The organism is Micromonospora sp. NPDC047557 (assembly GCF_043205095.1).
Lineage (GTDB): Bacteria > Actinomycetota > Actinomycetes > Mycobacteriales > Micromonosporaceae > Micromonospora.
Window position 1 is genome coordinate 1 of sequence record NZ_JBIDDK010000005.1, and the last position, 18,388, is coordinate 18,388.

Annotated in this window: 18 protein-coding genes; 9 read left to right on the forward strand and 9 right to left on the reverse strand. The window is 71.2% G+C overall.

Translation table 11 applies throughout. The features are described from left to right. Positions 1-273 precede the first annotated feature (273 nt). Genes ACGGAQ_RS14890 through ACGGAQ_RS14905 form a run of 4 tightly spaced genes read left to right on the forward strand, consistent with a single transcriptional unit; the run spans position 274 to position 4,786 of the window. The gene (locus tag ACGGAQ_RS14890) at positions 274-2,553 is read left to right on the forward strand and encodes an FAD-dependent oxidoreductase (RefSeq protein ID WP_393048908.1); all 2,280 of its coding nucleotides are present in this window, start codon (positions 274-276) and stop codon (positions 2,551-2,553) included. A 5-nt stretch (positions 2,554-2,558) separates the two neighbouring features. Then, positions 2,559-2,870: an antibiotic biosynthesis monooxygenase family protein gene (locus tag ACGGAQ_RS14895; RefSeq protein ID WP_354862537.1), complete on the forward strand. Its 312-nt coding sequence runs from the start codon at positions 2,559-2,561 to the stop codon at positions 2,868-2,870. Beyond that, complete coding sequence (locus ACGGAQ_RS14900) at positions 2,867-4,093, forward strand: cytochrome P450 (RefSeq protein ID WP_393048911.1); 1,227 nt, start codon at positions 2,867-2,869, stop codon at positions 4,091-4,093. The genes ACGGAQ_RS14895 and ACGGAQ_RS14900 overlap by 4 nt, the downstream gene beginning before the upstream one ends. 27 nt (positions 4,094-4,120) lie before the next feature. Further along, positions 4,121-4,786, forward strand: coding sequence for a TcmI family type II polyketide cyclase (locus tag ACGGAQ_RS14905; protein ID WP_393048914.1), 666 nt, complete (start codon positions 4,121-4,123; stop codon positions 4,784-4,786). A 433-nt stretch (positions 4,787-5,219) separates the two neighbouring features. Here ACGGAQ_RS14905 and ACGGAQ_RS14910 read toward each other — a convergent pair whose 3' ends face one another. The 3 genes from ACGGAQ_RS14910 to ACGGAQ_RS14920 all read right to left on the reverse strand — a co-directional run bounded on the left by ACGGAQ_RS14910 (position 5,220) and on the right by ACGGAQ_RS14920 (position 8,474). Then, a complete protein-coding gene (locus ACGGAQ_RS14910; RefSeq protein WP_393048917.1) occupies positions 5,220-5,744 on the reverse strand; it encodes a hypothetical protein in 525 nt (174 codons plus the stop codon). 396 nt (positions 5,745-6,140) lie between these two features. Next, on the reverse strand, positions 6,141-7,664 hold the full coding sequence (gene glpK, locus ACGGAQ_RS14915) for a glycerol kinase GlpK (RefSeq protein ID WP_393048919.1): 1,524 nt from the start codon (positions 7,662-7,664) through the stop codon (positions 6,141-6,143). 42 nt (positions 7,665-7,706) lie between these two features. Continuing rightward, on the reverse strand, positions 7,707-8,474 hold the full coding sequence (locus ACGGAQ_RS14920) for an IclR family transcriptional regulator (protein ID WP_393048922.1): 768 nt from the start codon (positions 8,472-8,474) through the stop codon (positions 7,707-7,709). 190 nt (positions 8,475-8,664) lie between these two features. Here ACGGAQ_RS14920 and ACGGAQ_RS14925 point away from each other — a divergent pair, with 190 nt between their 5' ends. From ACGGAQ_RS14925 to ACGGAQ_RS14940, 4 genes are all read left to right on the forward strand, one after another. Then, positions 8,665-9,498 carry an MIP/aquaporin family protein gene (locus tag ACGGAQ_RS14925; protein WP_393048925.1) on the forward strand — a complete coding sequence of 278 codons (834 nt, stop codon included), beginning with the start codon at positions 8,665-8,667 and terminating at the stop codon, positions 9,496-9,498. Positions 9,499-9,545: 47 nt separating this feature from the next. Further along, the gene (gene glpK / locus ACGGAQ_RS14930; protein ID WP_393048928.1) at positions 9,546-11,063 is read left to right on the forward strand and encodes a glycerol kinase GlpK; all 1,518 of its coding nucleotides are present in this window, start codon (positions 9,546-9,548) and stop codon (positions 11,061-11,063) included. A 79-nt stretch (positions 11,064-11,142) separates the two neighbouring features. After that, positions 11,143-12,867 carry an FAD-dependent oxidoreductase gene (locus tag ACGGAQ_RS14935; protein ID WP_393048930.1) on the forward strand — a complete coding sequence of 575 codons (1,725 nt, stop codon included), beginning with the start codon at positions 11,143-11,145 and terminating at the stop codon, positions 12,865-12,867. A gap of 273 nt (positions 12,868-13,140) precedes the next feature. After that, a complete protein-coding gene (locus tag ACGGAQ_RS14940) occupies positions 13,141-14,148 on the forward strand; it encodes an RNA polymerase subunit sigma-70 (RefSeq protein ID WP_393048933.1) in 1,008 nt (335 codons plus the stop codon). 21 nt (positions 14,149-14,169) lie between these two features. Here ACGGAQ_RS14940 and ACGGAQ_RS14945 read toward each other — a convergent pair whose 3' ends face one another. From ACGGAQ_RS14945 to ACGGAQ_RS14970, 6 genes are all read right to left on the reverse strand, one after another. Next, positions 14,170-14,757: a dihydrofolate reductase family protein gene (locus ACGGAQ_RS14945; RefSeq protein ID WP_393048935.1), complete on the reverse strand. Its 588-nt coding sequence runs from the start codon at positions 14,755-14,757 to the stop codon at positions 14,170-14,172. Positions 14,758-14,840: 83 nt separating this feature from the next. Continuing rightward, positions 14,841-15,161 carry a hypothetical protein gene (locus ACGGAQ_RS14950; protein WP_393048938.1) on the reverse strand — a complete coding sequence of 107 codons (321 nt, stop codon included), beginning with the start codon at positions 15,159-15,161 and terminating at the stop codon, positions 14,841-14,843. Next, positions 15,158-15,589 carry a MerR family transcriptional regulator gene (locus ACGGAQ_RS14955; RefSeq protein ID WP_393048941.1) on the reverse strand — a complete coding sequence of 144 codons (432 nt, stop codon included), beginning with the start codon at positions 15,587-15,589 and terminating at the stop codon, positions 15,158-15,160. The genes ACGGAQ_RS14950 and ACGGAQ_RS14955 overlap by 4 nt, the downstream gene beginning before the upstream one ends. After that, positions 15,589-15,726, reverse strand: coding sequence for a hypothetical protein (locus ACGGAQ_RS14960; protein WP_393048944.1), 138 nt, complete (start codon positions 15,724-15,726; stop codon positions 15,589-15,591). Before ACGGAQ_RS14960 ends, ACGGAQ_RS14955 begins: the two co-directional genes overlap by 1 nt. Next, a complete protein-coding gene (locus ACGGAQ_RS14965; RefSeq protein WP_393048947.1) occupies positions 15,707-16,174 on the reverse strand; it encodes an FAD-binding protein in 468 nt (155 codons plus the stop codon). Before ACGGAQ_RS14965 ends, ACGGAQ_RS14960 begins: the two co-directional genes overlap by 20 nt. Positions 16,175-16,204: 30 nt before the next feature. Continuing rightward, positions 16,205-16,921 (reverse strand): DUF4396 domain-containing protein, encoded by a 717-nt coding sequence (locus ACGGAQ_RS14970; RefSeq protein WP_393048950.1) that lies wholly within the window; start codon positions 16,919-16,921, stop codon positions 16,205-16,207. A gap of 231 nt (positions 16,922-17,152) precedes the next feature. On the opposite strand from ACGGAQ_RS14970, the gene ACGGAQ_RS14975 reads away from it, so the two are divergent. Beyond that, entirely contained in the window at positions 17,153-18,367 is a 1,215-nt protein-coding gene (locus ACGGAQ_RS14975; protein ID WP_393048953.1) for a low temperature requirement protein A, read from the forward strand. The last annotated feature ends 21 nt before the right edge of the window (positions 18,368-18,388 follow it).

The window sequence follows — 18,388 nt, forward strand, 5'->3', positions numbered from 1 at the left end:
CCCCCCCCCCCCCCCCCCCCCCCCCCCCCCCCCCCCCCCCCCCCCCCCCCCCCCCCCCCCCCCCCCCCCCCCCCCCCCCCCCCCCCCCCCCCCCGCTCCGGTGCTTGCCACTGCCGTTGAGATCAAAAACTTGGCGGGCAGGGACAGCTACGAGGGGATGGCGTTCCGGCCGCGTCACCGCACGGCAACACCGCCCGGGCCGTCGGTGACGACCTGGTGACGCGGGCTCTGGCAGGGTCGCGGCACGAGGACGGCACGGTGCGAGGGGGCGGCATGATCAGGACGATGCTACGGCTGCGAGCACGTCCCGGCTGCGCGCCCGCGCTGGGGCCGGCCTGGGAGGACGTCGCCGGACAGCTCGGCGCGCTCCCCGGCGGCCTCCGGCACGAGCTGCTGCGGGACGCGCTGGACCCGTACGGCTTCGTCGTGGTCACCGAGTGGGCCGACGAGGAGGCGCTGCGCGCCTACCGCGACGGGCCGGTGGCCGCCCGCCTGTCCGACCTGCTCCGGCCGCTGACCGAACCGGCCGGCCCGCCCGACTACCCGCCGATGGTCGAGACCGGCGACGGGACCGGCCCGGTCTACGTGGACGTGGAGCTGACCGTGCCGAGCGCCCGGCTCGCCGAGTTCCATCGCGGCTACCCCGAGGTGGTGCGGCGGATGAACGTCGTGCCGGGCTACCGGCGTGAGCAGCTGCTCCGCGAACCCGGCTCGGACGTGCACCACATCTTCGCCGAGTGGGACACCGCGGCCGAGTTCCTCGACTGGATCGGCGACCCGGCTCACGCCTCGGCGCAGGCCGGGCCGATCGCACCGTTCCTTCTCGACATCCGACGCCGCCTGTTCCACGTCGTGCCCGGTGGGGACGGCCGGCGATTCGACACCACAGGCAGGGAGGCCGACGTGCAGAGGACAACTGACGTACTGGTCGTCGGGGCGGGCCCGACCGGGCTGACCGCCGCCGTCGAGCTGGCCCGGCGCGGCATCGACTGCCGCGTGATCGACAAGCGGGCGACCCCGGCCGGGCAGGCCGACAAGGCGATCGGCGTGCACTGCCGCACCATGGAGATCTGGGAGGAGCAGGGCGTCGTGCGGGAGGCGATGGACGCCGGCATCTGGCTCACCGGCAACATGGTCTTCGTCAACGGCGAGCAGACCCACCGGATGAGCTGGGAGCTGCCCGGCCTGCCCTACGACCACCTCGGCCTGCCCCAGTACGAGACCGAACGCATCCTCACCGCCCGGCTGGCCACGCTCGGGGTGCGCCCGCGGCGCGGCGCCGAACTGGTGGACTTCACCCAGGACGCGGACGGCGTGACCGCCACCGTGCGCACCGCCGACGGCGCCACCGAGACCGTACGCGCGGCGTACCTGGTCGGCTGCGACGGCGCGCACAGCCGGGTCCGGGACCGGCTCGGCCTCACCTTCACCGGCGGGCTGGGCCGCTTCCCGCAGCTGTTCATGCTGGTGGACGTCGACGTGGACTGGGACATGCCCGACGGGCACCTGCTGCGCTTCCTGCACACCACCGACGGGCAGATGGACGGGATGCTGGTCTGCGTGCCACTGCGCGGCGAACACCGCTACCGCATCGCCACCCTGGCCCCACCCCGGTTCTTCGCCCGGACCGGCGGGCAGGACGCCCCGCCCGGCTTCAGCGAGGAACTCGGCGAGCCGACCCTCGACGACGTGCAGGCCGCCCTCGACCGGCTCGCCCCGCCCGGCACCCGGGCGACGAACCTGCGCTGGTCGTCGGTGTTCCGGATCAGCCACGGCATCGTCGACCGCTACCGCCACGGCCGGGTCTTCGTCGCCGGCGACGCCGCCCACCTGCACCCGCCGGCCGGCGGCCAGGGCATGAACACCGGCATCCAGGACGCCTGGAACCTGGCCTGGAAACTGGCCCTGGCGGTACGCGGGCTGGCCGCCCCCGGCCTGCTGGACAGCTACGAGGCCGAGCGGCGCCCGGAGGGCGAGGAGATCGTCGGCCGCGCGGTGCGGCTGGCCGGCACCGAGGAACTGGACCGGGCCGACCTGGAACGGCAGTTCCTCCAGGAGATGTCCCTGCTGCTCAGCTACACCGGCAGCCCGCTGGTCGGGGAGACCGTCTCCGACCCGGCCGGGCTCGGTGACGCGCCCCGTCCCGGCGACCGCGCGCCGGACGTCGAAGGTCTGCGCCGGCGCGGCGTCGGGCATCCGCTGCGGCTGCGGGACCTGACCCGGGGCACCCGGCACACGCTGCTGCTCTACGCCGACGCCACGGCCGGCACGACGGAGCTGGCCGGGTTCGCCGACCTGTGCGCCGACGCGCGGCGGCAGGCCGGCGGGGAGCTCGACGCGTACCTGCTGCTCGACCCGGACGTCGCCGAGCCGCGCCTGGCCGACCCGCCGGTGCTGCGCGACGGCGACCGCCGGTTCCGCGCCGGGTACGGCCTGGCCGGCACCGGGCTCTACCTGATCCGTCCGGACGGGCACGTCGGCTTCCGCGGCACCCCGGTCGACGCCGACGCGCTGCGCAAGCACCTGCACCTGGTCTTCGGCGGCGCGCGGTGAGCCGGGTGCGCACGGTCCTGGCGATGCGGACCCGGCAGGGGTGCGAGGAGCGCTTCGAGGCGGAGTGGCGCGCCGCCGCCGAGGAGATCCGCACCCTGGACGGCTGCCTGCACCAGGACCTGGTCCGCGACGCCGACGACCCGAGCAGCTATCTGGTCATCAGCGACTGGGCGGACCGGGAGCGGCTGGACGCCTTCGGCCGCAGCGCGCACCGGGACCGGCTGCTGCGCGTGGTCCGGGAGCTGCGCGAGTCCGCCGAACGACACACCTACCAGGTGCTGCACAGTGTGAACAGCGAGCCGGGGGAGGCCCGATGACCGACGACGTGGTGCCGGCGAGCGAGCTGTACACGGAGGCGTTCGCGGCCGATCCCTATCCCACCTTCGCCCGACTGCGTGCCGAGCGGCCGGTCTGCCCGGTCGGCTCGCCCCGGTTCGACTCGTGGCTGATCACCCGCTTCGACGACGCGCGCACGGCGCTGACCGACCCGCGGCTGTCCAAGGACCTCTACGGGCCCGACCAGCACTACCTGCGGATCTTCGGCCCGAACTCGGAGGGCCTGAACCGCAACATGCTCAACTCCGACCCGCCCGAGCACACCCGCCTGCGCCGGGTGGTGTCGCAGGCGTTCGCGCCGCGGCGGATCGAGGCGTTGCGGCCCCGGGTGGCCGCGATCATCGACCAGCTGATCGACAAGATGCTGCCGCAGGGCGAGGCGGACCTGATGCGGGACTTCGCCATCCCGCTGCCGATGACGGTCATCTGTGAGCTGCTCGGCGTGCCGCCGGCCGACCACGACCGGGTGCTCGACTGGACCCAGGTGATCCGCACCTCCGGCTCGACCAGCCGACCCCCGGCCGAGGAACGGGCGGCGGTGCAGGAGGCCCAGCTGCAGCTGCACCACTACCTGGCCGACCTGGTCCGGGCCAAGCGCGACGACCCGGCCGACGACATCATCGGCGCGCTGGTGGACGCAGTCGACCGGGACCGCACGTTGTCCGAGGCGGAGCTGGTCACCACCACGTTCCTGCTGCTGTTCGCCGGCCACCAGACCACCGCCGACTTCCTCGGCAATGCGGTGCTGGCGCTGCTCACCCACCCGGAGCAGTGGGAGCTGCTGCGGACCACGCCGAGGCTGCTGCCGACCGCGATCGAGGAGCTGCTGCGGTTCGACGGCCCGCTGCCGGTGGCCAGCCCGCGCATCGCCACCGAGGACATCGAATACCAGGGGGTACGCATCCCGCGCGGCGCGATCGTCGGGGTGGCGATCAACGCGGCGAACCACGACCCCGCCCACTTCACCGACCCCGACCGGCTCGACCTGCGCCGGGTCCGGGGCCCGCACCTCGGCTTCGGCCACGGCGTGCACTACTGCCTGGGCGTCTCGCTGGCCCGGATGGAGGCGCTGCTCGCGCTCTCCGCGCTGCTGCGCCGGCTGCCCGGGCTGCGGCTCGCCGTCCCGCTCGCCGAGGTGCGCCGGCTGCCCGCCGCCTCGCCCTTCCGCGGCCTGCTGGAACTGCCGGTCACCTTCACCGTCTAGCCCGCCTACCCAGCCAAGGAGCACGTCATGGTCTTCCGGAACGTGATCGTCTGCCACATGGTCCCCGGCAGCGACGAGATCGTCGGCAACGTCTTCGGCCACTACGACCAGGCCACCCGGCCCCAGGATCTCGGCGTCATCGGCCGGTACCTGCTGTCGCACCACGACCTCTACCTGCACGTGATCGAGCGCGAGCAGGACCCGAGGATCTCCGGGCAGACACGCGGGCTGCCCGCCTTCCAGAAGATCGCCGAGGAGATCGGCCCGTACGTGACGCCGTACCCGCGCTACTGGAAGAACCCGTCGGACTCGGTGGCCAAGGAGTTCTACCACTGGGCGCCGGAGGGCGAGCCGCCCGAGGACACCACGCTCACCGTGATCGTGGGGCGGATCAAGCCGGGCGCCGAGCCGGACGTGGCCCGGGTGTTCGGCGAGTCGGACGCCGGGTCGCTCCCGACCGACCTGGGTGTCACCGGACGCTGGCTCTACTCCATCGACGATGTCTACGTGCACCTGCTGGAGCAGGAGTCGTCGGCGGCCGAGGCGACCCGGAACCAGCACGCCGAGAAGCCGGCCTTCGGCAAGGTGATGCAGGATCTCGGCCCCTACGTGGAGCCGTACCGGCCGGACCTCTGCCACGGCCCGCAGGACCAGGTCGCGACCGTCTTCTACCGTTGGCGCGCGCAGGACTGAGCCCGCGCCGAAACCACTATTCGTCGCACCCCGTGCGCCAGGCTGAAGCCGAGGCGTACGGGGTTGTGACGGGTGCCGACGAAGCAGATCAACCCAGCACGTCCGGTGCGGCGCTGGACCTGGCCGGGTGAGTCGGGCTTCGGAGGCGGCGGCGTCGTCCATCGCGACCAGTTCGGCGCCATAGGTCGAGGCGACGACCGCGGCGATCTGTTCGCCGTACGCAGTCGGTTCCGTCAGCAGTAGCGACGTATCTCAAGGGATGTGCGGCTTGCCGGGAACAGCGCGCCGCTCTTCGTGGTAGCTCGCTGGGCGTCGCGCAGGCTGACCGTGGGTTGCTCAGAGGCCGCTGACCCAGTGCGGCAGGCCGCACGGACACGCGAATCGGCGGTGACCGTCCGGGTGAGGGTCACCGCCGATTGCGTGGTCGAACCGGTCAGATGGCCGAGCAGGCGGTGTCCAGCTCCTTGATGGCGGCTTCCAGGGCCTTTTTGCTGGGCTTGGCGTCGGCGGACTTGTTGTACGCGTCGCTCAGGCCCATCATCTCGTCCTGGATCTTTTCGCTGGCGGCGGTGACTGCCTCGTTGGCGCCCATCGAGTGCGCCAGGATCGCGACCGAGCCGGCGGCCCACTGGGCGCTGACCGCGAAGTGCCCGGCTGGCGGGCCGATCTTCTCGGCCTTGGTGACCTTAGCCGCGTTGTCCTTGAGGTCCTTCTTGATGTCGGCGCAGGCCTTCACTGTGGCCGCGTCGTTGGCCGCGTCGTTGGCCGCGGTGCTGGTCGCGGTGGTGGCCGCACTAGCGGTCGGGGCGGCGCTCGAGGCCGCCGGGGACGGCGAGGTTGCGGTGCCCGCAGATTCGGGCTGCGGATCGCAGCCGGACAGCGCGATCGCCGCCGCAACGGCCGAGCCAGTCAGGACGAGTCGAGTTCGGTTCATCGATGTTTCCCCCATGATCTTCATGTTCGGCGCACGCTACCAGCCCTGGTCGGACGGGTCGGATCAATTAGTGGGCCGACGAGCACCGGGCCCTAGGTCTGGCGCTGGATGCGGGGCGCGTGGTGACTGTGGACGACGGGTGCCGCAGTGCTCGCACGTGTCGGTCCTCGGGCGGCGACGATTGGTCTGCGTCGAGAACGTCCCCGACCGGACCGGTTCCGGGCAGAGTTGGCCGAGGTGCAGTTGCACCCATGGAGTGCGGGTGCACGCCGCCGTGGCGGGCGGTGAGGCGGCATGCGCCAGACCGTCGCTGGCCGGGCCGAGTTGGGGGCGGCCCGGTTGCTGCTGGAGCGGATGGGCATCTCGCCGGCCGATCTGCTGGAGGTAGGGCCGGCGTATCGATGAGGTGGCCCCCGAAGGTCATTCGTTGGCGGCCCGGGCCTCGGGCTTGATCCAGCCGAAGGTGCGCTCCACCGCGCGCTGCCAGTTCTCCCGTTCCTCGGCCCGCACGGCGTCGTCCATCTTGGGCACCCAGCGGGCGGCGGGGTGCCAGTTGCTGCGCAGCCCCTCCAGGTCGGGCCAGTAGCCGACCGCCAGCCCGGCGGCGTACGCCGCGCCGAGGGATACTGTCTCGGCGACCATCGGGCGCACCACCGGCACCGCGACCACGTCGGCGACGAACTGCATCAGCAGGTTGTTGGCGGTCATCCCGCCGTCCACCCGCAGCGCCGTCAACTCCAGGCCGGAGTCGGCGTTCATCGCGTCGACCACCTCCCGGGTCTGCCAGCCGGTGGCCTCCAGCACCGCGCGGGCCAGGTGCCCCTTGGTGATGTACGAGGTGAGCCCGACGATCACGCCGCGCGCCTCGCTGCGCCAGTGCGGCGCGAACAGCCCGGAGAAGGCCGGCACGATGTAACAGCCGCCGTTGTCGTCCACCGTGCGGGCGAGGGTTTCGATCTCCGGCGCCGAACTGATCAGCTCCAGCCGGTCGCGGAACCACTGCACCAGGGACCCGGTGATCGCGATGGAGCCTTCGAGGGCGTAGACGGCCGGCTGGCCGCCGATCTGGTAGCCGACGGTGGTGAGCAGACCGTGGCCGGAGTGCACCGGCTCCGTGCCGGTGTTGAGCAGCAGAAAGCTGCCCGTGCCGTAGGTGCACTTGGCGTCGCCCGGCGCGAAGCAGGTCTGGCCGAACAGGGCGGCCTGCTGGTCGCCGAGCGCCGCTGCGATCCGCACGCCGGGCAGGACGGCGGTCGCGGTGCCGTACACCTCTGACGAGGAGCGGATCTCGGGCAGCATGGCGGCCGGGATGCCGAAGAAGGCCAGCGAGTCCGGGTGCCAGCCGAGCGCGCGAAGGTCCATCAGCATGGTCCGGCTGGCGTTGGTGACGTCGGTCAGGTGCAGACCGCCGTCCGGGCCGCCGGTGAGGTTCCAGATCAGCCAGCTCTCCATCGTCCCGAAGAGCACCTCGCCGCGCTCGGCCCGCTCGTACAGCCCGGGCGTGTGGTCGAGCAGCCAGCGCAGCTTGGGGCCGGAGAAGTACGTGGCCAGCGGCAGCCCACAGTGTTGCCGGAGGTCCTCGGCGCCGGGCGCCCGGGCCAGCGTCTCCACCAGTGTGTCGGTGCGGGTGTCCTGCCAGATGATCGCCGGCGCCACCGGGACGCCGGTTCGCCGGTCCCACACCACGGTGCTCTCCCGCTGGTTGGCGATGCCGATCGCGGCGACCTGGCCCGCGACGATGCCGGCCTGGGCGAGGGCCCTGGGCACCACCTTGCCGACGTTGCGCCAGATCTCCAGCGCGTCGTGTTCCACCCAGCCGGGCCGGGGGAAGTGCTGCTGGTGCTCCCGCTGCGCCACGGAGACGAGGTTGCCCCGGCGGTCGAACACGATGCAGCGGGTCGAGGTGGTGCCCTGGTCGATGGAGACGACGTAGCTGTCAGTCATTCCTCGTCCTCTCAGGCGCAAAGGCGGGGCAGGGTGGACGGATCACCAGCGCGCCGCGCCGAGATCCCGGGACACCGCGCGTGCGGCGTCGCGGACGTACGCGACGAGCGTCGGGCGGGGGTGGCGCTGCGCGTCGCAGACGCGGTCGACCGGGCCGGAGAGCCCGATCGCGCCCACGACGAGGCCGCCGTAGCCGCGGATGGGCGCAGCGATACCGGCCTCGCCGAGGGTCATCTCCTCGATCTCGGCGCCCCAGCCGGTGTCCCGGATCGCGGTCAGCGCCCGGCTGAGGGTCCGGGCGGTGACCAGGGTGCGCCGGGTGTACGGCTCGGGTTCGCCCTGCATGACCGCGTTGGCGGCGCCGACGTCGTAGGCGAGCAGGACCTTGCCGAGGGCGGTGGCGTGTGGGGGCAGCAGGGACCCGACGTCGAGGGTCTGCAGGGTGTCGTCGGGCCGGAAGACGTGGTGGACCACCAGCACCTTGCCGTCCAACAGGGTGCCGATGCGGACGGCCTCGCCGCTGCGCGCGGCCAGCGGGTCGGCCCAGTTGATGGAGCGTGAGCGCAGTTCGTTGACGTCGAGGTAGCTGGTGCCCAGGTGCAGCAGGGCCGCCCCGAGCTGGTACTTGCCGGAGGTCTTGTCCTGCTCCACGAAGCCGACGTCCTGGAGCGTGCGGACGATGCCGTGCGCGGTGCCTTTGGCCAGGTCGAGGGAGCGGGCGATCTCCCCGATGCCGAGGCGGCCGGAGCTGCTGGCCAGCAGGCGGAGGATCGCCGCGGCCCGCGCGATGGACTGCACCTGACCCGGCATGGGGCGGAATGCTAATCGCGTTTCGGCGGCCGCAACAGTGTTCGGCATTGTCGACCGGGGTTCGTTGACCCGGCCCCGAGGGTTTCCTACGGTTCACCGCACAGTGACGTGACTGCACCACGGCGTCACCGACCGGCCCTCCACTTCCCCCGAGGGGAGGGCTGCCACCCCCACCGTTTCTGGAGGTAAGATGGCGCAACGGTTGAAAGCGCCCGGGCTCCTTGGCGAGTTGGCCGCCGAGTTCGCCGGCACCGCGATTCTCATCCTGTTCGGCGTGGGCGTGGTCGCCCAGGTGGCCGCGTCGGGTACCGGCGAGTTCGACAGCATCGCCTGGGCCTGGGGCCTCGGCGTCACGCTCGGCGTGTACGTGGCGGGCCGCATCAGCGGCGCGCACCTCAACCCCGCGGTCACCGTCGCCCTGGCGGTCTTCAAGGGCTTCTCCTGGCGCAAGGTGATGCCGTACGCCCTGGCCCAGACCGCCGGCGCGTTCGTCGCGGCCCTGATCATCCGCTGGAACTACAGCGAGGTGCTGTCCCGGTTCGACCCAGGCCTGACCAGCAAGAGTCAGGGCGTCTTCTCCACCCTGCCCGGTGCCGGCGTGAGCGAGTGGGGCGCGCTGCGTGACCAGATCATCGGCACGGCCATCCTGCTGTTCCTCGTCCTGGCCGTCACCGACGCGCGTAACTCGCTGCCCGCCGGCAACCTCGCCCCGCTGATCGTCGGTCTGATCGTGGTGGCGATCGGCATGGCCTTCGCCGCCAATGCCGGCTACGCCATCAACCCCGCCCGCGACTTCGGCCCCCGCCTCGCCTCGTTCCTGACCGGTTACGAAACGGCCTTCCAGGACACCAGCGGTTATCCGTACTTCTGGGTGCCGATCGTCGGGCCGCTCGTCGGTGGCGTCATCGGCGCCGGCCTCTACGAGCTGATCATCGGCCGCTTCCTGCCCAGCGAGGACGAGTTGGAGCCGGGCGCCCTGGCCACCGAGAAGGCCTCGGCCGAGGACGAGCTCGCCCGCATCTGACATCGCCGACCAGAATCCTTACGACGGACACAGAAGGAGACACCCGAATGGCTGACTTCGTCGGCGCGGTCGACCAGGGCACCACCAGCACCCGCTTCATGATCTTCGACCACGGCGGCAACGAGGTCGGCCGCCACCAGCTCGAACACCAGCAGATCCTGCCGCAGGCCGGCTGGGTGGAGCACAACCCACTCGAGATCTGGGAGCGAACCCAGACGGTCATCCAGACCGCGATGAACGCCCGTGGCCTGACCGCCTCCGATCTGGCCTCGCTCGGCATCACCAACCAGCGCGAGACCACCGTGGTGTGGAACCGTCGGACCGGCCGGCCCTACTACAACGCCATCGTCTGGCAGGACACCCGTACCGACCGCATCGCCTCGGCCCTGGAACGCGAAGGCAAGGGTGACGTCATCCGACGCAAGGCCGGCCTGCCTCCGGCGACGTACTTCTCCGGCGGGAAGATCCAGTGGATCCTCGAGAACGTCGACGGGGTCCGGGAGGCCGCCGAGCGCGGCGAGGCCGTCTTCGGTAACACCGACACCTGGCTGCTGTGGAACCTCACCGGCGGCGTCGAGGACGGGGTGCACGTCACCGACCCGACCAACGCCAGTCGCACCATGCTGATGAACCTGGAGACGCTGGACTGGGACGACGAGCTGCTGTCCTTCTTCGACATCCCCCGCGCCATGCTGCCGGAGATCCGGCCGTCGTCCGACCCCCGCTCGTACGGCAGCACCCGGCAGCACGGCCCGTTCGCCGGCCGGGTCCCGATCACCGGCGACCTGGGCGACCAGCAGGCCGCCACGGTCGGGCAGGTCTGCTTCGCCCCGGGTGAGGCGAAGAACACCTACGGCACGGGCAACTTCATGCTCCTCAACACCGGCACGGAGATCGTGCGGTCGAAGGCCGGGCTGCTCACCACGGTGTGCTATCAGTTCGGCAACGACGCCCCGGTGTACGCGCTCGAAGGCTCGATCGCGGTCACCGGCTCGGCCGTGCAGTGGCTGCGCGACCAGCTCAAGATCATCAGTACCGCCGCGCAGAGCGAGATCCTGGCCCGCCAGGTGGAGGACAACGGCGGGGTGTACTTCGTGCCCGCGTTCTCCGGCCTGTTCGCACCGTACTGGCGCTCCGACGCCCGTGGCGCGATCGTCGGCCTCTCCCGCTTCAACACCGACGCCCACATCGCCCGGGCAACTCTCGAGTCCATCTGCTACCAGAGCCGGGACGTGGCCGACGCCATGGAGCAGGACTCCGGGGTGCACCTGGAGTGCCTCAAGGTCGACGGCGGCGTCACCGTCAACGACCTGTGCATGCAGATGCAGGCGGACATCCTCGGCGTGCCGGTCAGCCGGCCGGTGGTCGCCGAGACCACCGCCCTCGGCGCGGCGTACGCCGCCGGCCTCGCCGTCGGCTTCTGGAAGAACACCGACGAGCTGCGCGAGAACTGGAACGAGAGCCGGCGCTGGCAGCCGGGCTGGTCGCCGGAGCAGCGCGAGAACGGCTACGGCCGGTGGAAGAAGGCGGTCCAGCGCACCCTCGACTGGGTCGACGTCGACTGACGCCCCACCCCCCTCAAGGATCCGGGCGGCCGGCGCCCGTCGCCGGCCGCCCCCACCCTCCTCAGGAGAGAGAAGACCGATGCTTTCCGCGACACTGTCACCGGCCGCCCGCGAGCGGTCCCTGGCCGCCCTCGGCAGCGGCCAGGAACTGGACGTCCTGGTGATCGGCGGCGGCGTCACCGGCGCCGGCTGCGCTCTCGACGCCGTCACCCGGGGTCTGTCGGTCGGGCTCATCGAGGCCGGCGACTGGGCCAGCGGCACGTCGAGCCGGTCCAGCAAGCTCATCCATGGTGGCCTGCGCTACCTGGAGATGCTCGACTTCGGGCTGGTCCGCGAGGCCCTGCGCGAGCGGGGCCTGCTCCTGCAGCGGCTCGCCCCCCACCTGGTCCGCCCGGTGCCGTTCCTCTACCCGCTGCGCCACCGGGGCTGGGAACGGTTGTACGCCGGCGCCGGCGTGCTGCTCTACGACACGATGAGCCTGTCCAGTCGCCATGCGCGCGGCGTGCCGGCCCACCGGCACCTGAGCCGCCGCGGGGCGCTGCGCGCCTGCCCGTCGCTGCGGCCCGAGTCGCTGGTCGGCGCTCTGCAGTACTACGACGCCCAGGTCGACGATGCCCGGCTGGTGACCTTCCTCGTCCGCACCGCCGCCGCGCACGGGGCGCACCCGCTGTCGCGGGCCCGCGTCGTGGGTTTCCTGCGCGAGGGCGCCCGGGTCACCGGCGCGCGCGTGCACGACCTGGAGACCGACCGGGTGTTCGAGGTGCGCGCCCGGCAGGTCATCAACGCCACGGGGGTGTGGACCGACGACACCCAGGCCCTCGTCGGCGAGCGGGGCCAGTTCCAGGTGCGCGCCTCCAAGGGCATCCACCTCGTGGTGCCGCGCGACCGGATCCGGTCCAGCACCGGCCTGATCCTGCGCACCGAGTCCAGCGTGCTGTTCGTGATCCCGTGGGGTCGGCACTGGCTGGTCGGCACCACCGACACCGACTGGGACCTGGACAAGGCGCATCCGGCGGCGACCAGCCGGGACATCGACTACCTGCTGGAGCGCGTCAATGCGGTGCTGGCCACCCCGCTGACCCGCGACGACGTCGAGGGCGTGTACGCCGGCCTGCGCCCGCTGCTGTCCGGAGAGTCCGACGCGACCGCCAAGCTGTCGCGGGAGCACACCGTGGTCAGTCCGGCGCCCGGACTCGTGGTGGTGGCCGGCGGCAAGTACACGACGTACCGGGTGATGGCGCGCGACGCGGTCGACGAGGCGGTGCGCGGCCTCGGCGGCGCGGTGGCCGCCTCGTGCACCGACCGGGTACCCCTGCTGGGGGCGGAGGGCTACGTCGCCCGGTGGAACCAGCGCCGCCGGCTGGCGCAGCAGTCCGGCTTGCACACCGAGCGCGTGGAGCACCTGCTGCGGCGCTACGGCGCCGCCGTCGACGAGGTGCTGGCGCTGCTGCGGGAGGACCCCACGCTCGGCGTGCCGCTCGACGGCGCGGAGGACTACCTGCGGGTGGAGGTCGTCTACGCGGCGTCCGCCGAGGGGGCGCTGCACCTGGAGGACGTGCTGACCCGGCGTACCCACATCTCGATCGAGAGCTTCGACCGGGGCCTGATGGCCGCCCGGCCGGCGGCGATGCTGATGGCGCCGGTCCTTGGCTGGGACGACGAGCGGATCGACCGGGAGGTGGCGCACTACGTCGCGCGGGTCCGGGCCGAGCGGGCCGCGCACGAGCAGCCCGACGACGCGGCGGCCGACGCCTTCCGGCTGGACGCGCCCGACGTGGTGCCGGCAGCTACCGTGGCGGCCTGAGCGGGCTCCGGCGGTGTGCCCGGCATGCCGCCGGAGCCGGTGGGCAGTGTCGGCGCTACAGCGTGCCGCTCCCGCTTCCCGGCGAAGTCCTCACCCGGGCCGCGCAGACCTGCACGACGGCCGCGCACCGGCTGCTCCTGGCACTCGTCTTGTTCTCCGCCGGTCGAATGCGCGCCGACGCGCCCTGAGTGTCGGCGGCTTCACCGATCAGAAATCCTCCGCCACGTCGTCGGTTCTGTTGGGACTCACGCACCGGTGGAAGGATTGCTGACCATGGCCGACGCCAGACCGCTAAGAGCCACCGAGGCCGCGTTCATCGCGGCGGTCCACTCAGGCGATACGGCGCGGTTTGCACTCCTCACGGAGCGCCACCGGCGTGAGCTTCAGGTGCACTGTTACCGGATGCTCGCGAACTACGAGGACGCCCAGGACATGACGCAGGAGACGTTCCTGCGAGCGTGGAAGAAGCGGGAGTCGTTCAGGGGCCACGCGGCCCTGCGGACCTGGCTGTACCGGATCGCGACGAACGCCTGCCTCGACTTCCTCGAGAAGCGCAACGACCGCACGCCCGTACCGTTCGAGCTGCCCGACCCCGACTCCGAGGTGCCGTATCTGCAGCCGTACCCCGACCGGATGCTCCCCGAGGACCCGCAGGAATCGGTGGTGGCGCGGGAGACGATCGAGCTGGCGTTCATCATCGCCGTCCAGCACCTGCCGCCGCGGCAGCGGGCGGTGTTCATCCTGCGCGACGTCCTCGGCTGGCCGGCGTCGAAAGCCGCCGACGCCCTTGAGCTGACAGTCGCATCGGTGACCAGCGCACTGCAGCGGGCCCGTGTGACGATGCGCGAGCAGCTGCCCGACCGCCGTCTCGACTGGCGGAGCCCCGCCACCCACGAGCTGTCGAATGACGAGCGCGGCGCGGTGAAGTCGTACATCGAGGCCCATGAGCGCAACGACCTCGACGGGCTGACGTCCCTACTGCGCGACGACCTGCGTTTCGCGATGCTGCCCGATCCGGGCACCGTGACCACGACGGCCAGGGAAGCGGTGGAGGGCTGGGTTTCCCATGGGCTCTTCCAACGCGGCTACGACGACTGGCGCGGTATCACCACGACGATCAACCGCATGCCTGCCGCCGCGCTGTACCTCCGCACCCCCGACGACCCGCAGTACCGGCTGTTCACCATCGCGGTCCTGCACATCGTCGACGGGAGGATCGCCGAGCTCACCGGATTCGACGCCACCGACAAACCATGGCTGGGCCTGCCTCCGACACTGTGATCAGGCGAGTCCGGCCTGTGCTCATCGCCTCGTCTCGTATCTGGTCAGTAGCACGCCGCCGGGAAACGGCCGCGTCTCCACCAGGTGGAGGTTCACCCAGCTGTCCAGGGCCGTGAAGAACGGCGTGCCGCCGCCCAGCAAGGCCGGTGCGGTGACCAGCACGTACTCGTCGATCAGCCCGGCACGCATGGCCGCTGCGGCAAGTGTGGCGCCGCCGATGTCCATGGGGCCGCCGTCTTCGGCCTTGAGCCGGGTGATCTCGGTGACCGCGTCGTCGGTGACCAGGCGGGTGTTCCAGTCGACCGTGCGGGTCGTCGAGGAGAACACCACCTTCGGCATGTCCCGCCAGCGGCGGGCGTACTCGATCTCCGCCGGTGTCGCGCCGGGCTGCTGGTCGGCGGTCGGCCAGTGGGAGCTCATCGCCTCCCACAATTTGCGCCCGTACAGCGCCAGGCCGGTCGCCCCCACCCGGTCGGACCACCACTGGAACAGCTCGTCGCTCGGTACGCTCCAGCCGAGGTCATCGCCGGGCGCGGCGACATAGCCGTCCAGGCTCACGTTCATCGCGAAGATCAGTTTCCGCCTCGTGCCAACCTCCCGTAGGTCCATTTCGTACGTACCGACGGGCGCGGCGCGAAAACCTCATCGGTGCGCGATCGGCGCCCGCAGGTAGGCCCTCGCGTCCCGGAGGGTCAGCAGCCGCATCCGGTGCTACCGCAGCCGCATCCGGCTCCAGCGGTGGCACGCTGGGCCGAGCGACGGCGGTGCAGCCACCACATGCCCAGCGCCAGAGCCACCAGGCCGGCGGCGACGGCGAACAGCGTCTTCTCCAGGATCGCGGCGCCCGCGCCGGTGAGTACCCCGGCGGCGATCAGCAGCGGCAACGCGCAGCAGGCTGCGCAGGCGAGTACGGCAAGTCCGCCGGCAACCTTGCTGCGCCCCGGCGGCGCGTTGTCGATCTCCCCGGGGGCTGGGTTCAGGATGCGGGTCGGCGACGGGACGGGCTGGCTCATTCGCGTTCTCCGGAGGGTCGAGTGGTGCCGATGGTCAGATACGGGATCGGGCAGTCCGTGCAGGTGCAGTTGGTGAGGCTGTCGCAGCGCGCGTCGACGACTTCGGTGAGCGTGGCGCGGATCGCGGTCAGGTCGGCGATCTTCAGGTCGATCTCGGCGATCTTGTCGATGGCGCGTTGCCGCAGATCCGTGCTCGGGTGCCGGTGGCGGCCCGCGTCAAGGAGTTCGGCGACCTCGTCGAGGGTGAATCCGAGTCGCTGCGCTGCCTTGATCACGTTGAGCAGGGCGACCGTGTCGGCTGGGTAGAGGCGGTGCCCGCCGTTCGTCCGTGACGGTTCGGCGAGCAGGCCGCGGCGCTCGTAGTAGCGCAGCGTCTGGATGTTGACGCCGGCCTGCTCGGCGACCTCGCCGGTGCGCAGCCCGTCCATCACGACGCCCGTGCCGTCGACCGGGTACCGGCGAAGGGCAACCCAGCCTGGGCCCAGTCGGCCTTGCCGCCGTCGTAGACGCGTACGTCGGTGTAGCCGATCCGCTCGAACGCCGCGTCACAACTGATCCGCTGCACGACGCTCCTCTCGGCTCGCGGTGCGGGCGGCAGCGTCACGGGCGCGGTCCGCAAGAGAGGCCAGAACCTCGCCATGCTGGGGCGGCACCGCGACGTCCAGGGTCACGGCCTCCCCGTCGCCGATCAGCTCGACTGCGACGGTGAAGTCGAAGAACGAGCAGCATTCCGTCTCGCGAGCGGCAAGGTCACGCACCGTGGCCGCCAGACCCGCCGGGCCGGCCAGATGCAGGCGCGTGCGTGTCGCGTCGAGCTGGTCCACCTCGCGCACGGCGGTGGCGAACAGTTCAGCAAACTCCGCCAGCCGCAACGGCTGTTGCGCCGTCGGTAGCGTGCAGGCGTCCGGAATCACGAAAGACATGCCGGCCTCCTCGAACCTGGGCGCCATCGGCGCCGTCCGTTCGACGGTAAGCCTGTACCTGGGTACCGGATGCAACCCCTGGGCCGACACGACCTTCGAGGCCGCTGCCGGATCGCGCCGCTATCTCCGCAAGGATGGCCACGATCGGGTCGCGTCGCAGCTCGCACACGTATCGGTTCCCCCGTTTGTTGGTCGATCCGGTGGGTCAACCGTCGTCTGTCCGTCACGTTCGGTGCGGGTGTCAGGGGTTCCCGCTCGGTGGGTGGGTACGGCGTGGTGGTACTGGTGCACCACCGCGTGCCCCTTGCCCCGGCTGATCATCCACCGGTTGACGGGCGTGGTCAGCAGGAACGCCACGACCAGCGACCCGGCCAGGGACGCCCAAAACAGCACGCTGGTCAGCCCGGCGTTCATCGCCCCGGGCACCGCGACGATGAACGCGTTGTCCAGCAGCTCCATGATCGCAATCGACACGGTGTCGGCGGCCAGGGCCACCTTCAGCGCGGTGCGGACGTCGACACCGGCTCGCAACACGCCGCGCATGGTCAGGCCGTAGCCGAACACGAAGGCCAGGGCGATCGACAGCACCACGGTGGCGGCGTTGTGCAGCCCGGCCGTGGTGCCGATGACCATGCCCAGGACCTCACCGATGGCGCACCCGGTCAGGCAATGCAGCGTCGCCGACGCCGCGACCGCCCAGCTCTCCACCACCCGCATCTGCTGCCGGTCGGCGTCCGGGCTGTGCTGGTTGTGGCCCTCGTGCCCATGCCCACCGTGGCCGCCCGAGCCCGGAGCGGCAGCCGCCGTGGGGCTCTGAACGTGGCTGCTGTGATCCATGTCCGACCTCCTTCACTCGCCCACAGAGTACCCCCGGGGGGTATTGGTGCCAAGGGTCGAGTAGCAGCGTGCCCCCGTGCTGCCTGTCGCGCTGACCCGCCGCGACGACGACGGACCGCCAGCCCTCAACGGCCGTCAGGCCTTCAGTCATCGGGAGTGCGTCTTATCTGTCGAGGGCGGGGCCACGTGGTACGACTGCTTCAACGACAAGCCGACGAAGCAGGCGGGCCGGTGACGACGAACAGAGTGGCCAACCTGCTGCGCGGGCGTGAGAGTCCGCAGCGGCCGACCTTCCTGGAACTGTTCTTCGATCTCGTGTACGTCTTCGCGCTCACCCGGATCGTGCACGAGTTGGTGCTGGACTACACCAGGGGTCACGTCGCCGAGACGTTGACCACCACCCTTTCGGAAAACGGCGAGACTCTGCTGCTGCTATTGGCCGTCTGGTGGATCTGGACCCAGACGGCATGGATGACCAGCAGATTCGATCCGTTCCGGCCGGAGATCCAGTTCCTTGTCCTCGCGACGATGTTCGGGAGTCTGCTCCTGGCGGTCGCGATATCCGGGGCTCTCGCCGAGACCGGCCTTCTCTTCGCGAGCACGTACGTCGCGATCCAGGTGGGCCGCACCCTCTTCTTCGCGGTTACCTTGCGGGGCCACGATCTGCGCCGCGTCAACATGCTGGCGCTCGTCTGGTTCGGCGTGTCGGCCGTGCCGTGGCTCATCGGAGCCTTCGAACCCGAGTTGACGCGCAATTCGCTGTGGGCGCTGGCCCTGGCGATCGACTACCTGGGGGGCAGACTCGGCTGGCCGGTACCGGGGCTGGGCCGCTCGCGGGTGTCCCCGTGGGCCGTCGCCGGCGAGCACCTGGCCGAACGCTACTGGCAGCTCGTCATCGTCGCCCTTGGTGAGACGATCCTGACCTCCGGCTCGAGTCTTCTACGTGGTCCGATCGTGGATGAACGAATATTGGGTCTTACATTGTCGTTCCTCACCACGGTGTTGCTGTGGAGGATCTACTTCTATCGAGCCGGCCAGATCTTGGGCGAGGCCGTCGCGGTATCCGTCGACCCAGGCCGACTCGGTCGGTCGGCCGAGCTCTGTCACCTGCTCATGGTGTCCGGCATCCTCGTGACCTCAGCCGGTTCCGAACTCGTCTTGATGGATCCATCCGGACACGCCAAACCCGCCTGGGTCGGCGCCATCCTCGGCGGGCCCGCGCTCTACCTCGCCGGGCGTTCACTATTCGAGCACGTGGCCTTCGCACGCGTTTCCCGGCCGCGGCCGATCGGGATCCTCGCCCTCGTGGCCATAGCGCCGCTGCTGGTCCGCCTGCCGCCACTCAGGGTCGCTGCGGCAGCTGCCGCCGTCCTGCTCGGCGTCGCGGTCGCGGACGCGATCCGAGCCCACGGACGCCCACTGGAGCAGGCCTCGCCGCCACGCTGACCGAGCAGGCCGGGGTGCCGG

Coding starts and splice junctions, on each gene's coding strand:
- glpK (WP_393048928.1), top strand. CDS start 9,546: ATGGCTGACTTCGTCGGCGCGGTCGACCAGGGCACCACCAGCACCCGC.
- ACGGAQ_RS14905 (WP_393048914.1), top strand. CDS start 4,121: ATGGTCTTCCGGAACGTGATCGTCTGCCACATGGTCCCCGGCAGCGAC.
- ACGGAQ_RS14950 (WP_393048938.1), bottom strand. CDS start 15,161: ATGAGCCAGCCCGTCCCGTCGCCGACCCGCATCCTGAACCCAGCCCCC.
- ACGGAQ_RS14920 (WP_393048922.1), bottom strand. CDS start 8,474: ATGCCGGGTCAGGTGCAGTCCATCGCGCGGGCCGCGGCGATCCTCCGC.
- glpK (WP_393048919.1), bottom strand. CDS start 7,664: ATGACTGACAGCTACGTCGTCTCCATCGACCAGGGCACCACCTCGACC.
- ACGGAQ_RS14890 (WP_393048908.1), top strand. CDS start 274: ATGATCAGGACGATGCTACGGCTGCGAGCACGTCCCGGCTGCGCGCCC.
- ACGGAQ_RS14935 (WP_393048930.1), top strand. CDS start 11,143: ATGCTTTCCGCGACACTGTCACCGGCCGCCCGCGAGCGGTCCCTGGCC.
- ACGGAQ_RS14955 (WP_393048941.1), bottom strand. CDS start 15,589: ATGGACGGGCTGCGCACCGGCGAGGTCGCCGAGCAGGCCGGCGTCAAC.
- ACGGAQ_RS14945 (WP_393048935.1), bottom strand. CDS start 14,757: ATGGACCTACGGGAGGTTGGCACGAGGCGGAAACTGATCTTCGCGATG.
- ACGGAQ_RS14940 (WP_393048933.1), top strand. CDS start 13,141: ATGGCCGACGCCAGACCGCTAAGAGCCACCGAGGCCGCGTTCATCGCG.
- ACGGAQ_RS14910 (WP_393048917.1), bottom strand. CDS start 5,744: ATGAAGATCATGGGGGAAACATCGATGAACCGAACTCGACTCGTCCTG.
- ACGGAQ_RS14900 (WP_393048911.1), top strand. CDS start 2,867: ATGACCGACGACGTGGTGCCGGCGAGCGAGCTGTACACGGAGGCGTTC.
- ACGGAQ_RS14970 (WP_393048950.1), bottom strand. CDS start 16,921: ATGGATCACAGCAGCCACGTTCAGAGCCCCACGGCGGCTGCCGCTCCG.
- ACGGAQ_RS14925 (WP_393048925.1), top strand. CDS start 8,665: ATGGCGCAACGGTTGAAAGCGCCCGGGCTCCTTGGCGAGTTGGCCGCC.